We start from the raw sequence: 621 nt of genomic DNA, 5'->3' as shown, positions 1-621 counted from the left end.
CGACCGACCAGAGTGACATGCTTCCTACCTACTCCAGCTCTTCCTCCAGATCCGACCGGCTAGGTCATCCTTGGTATCATCAGAACCGGGCTCGGACATCTTTGGGTCAAAACCCAAAAATACCTGGAAGCATCCAGATCAATCTTCTCTTCACAATTTTGCAGAACAGGCACAAACGCTGATGCGTCGTGCAAACCTTTATTTCTTCAGAAGACAATTCCTGTGCTCACGCGCCGAAGGCGCTCCGCAGGGGCGCCAAACCCGGATATTTGCCAGTGCAAATATCCTAGATGGCGACGCGCTCTGCGCTACACTGCAGCCACACTCAAACTCGAGCAGGCTACGTCAGGACCAAATATGGTGGAGCTTAACGGGATCGAACCGTTGACCCCCTGCTTGCAAAGCAGGTGCTCTCCCAGCTGAGCTAAAGCCCCAATTCTTAAACGGAGGCAAAAGCCAATAGGAATTAGCATAAAGCCCGTCCATCAACACCATAACCCACACGATCTTATCGACTGCGTCCGCCACCCCGACCAGCACCACATTCACCAAGATGAATGGTGGGCCCGGGTAGACTCGAACTACCGACCCCACGCTTATCAAGCGTGTGCTCTAACCAAC

Annotated in this window: 1 tRNA gene; it reads right to left on the bottom strand. The window is 53.1% G+C overall.

The window, feature by feature from the left end:
• Positions 1 to 358: 358 nt before the first annotated feature.
• Positions 359 to 434, bottom strand: a tRNA-Ala gene (locus G6K99_RS23200).
• Positions 435 to 621: the final 187 nt, after the last annotated feature.

It is taken from the genome of Neorhizobium sp. AL 9.2.2 (assembly GCF_013317225.1).
Lineage (GTDB): Bacteria > Pseudomonadota > Alphaproteobacteria > Rhizobiales > Rhizobiaceae > Neorhizobium > Neorhizobium soli.
This window is presented reverse-complemented; position numbering and strand designations above follow the sequence as displayed.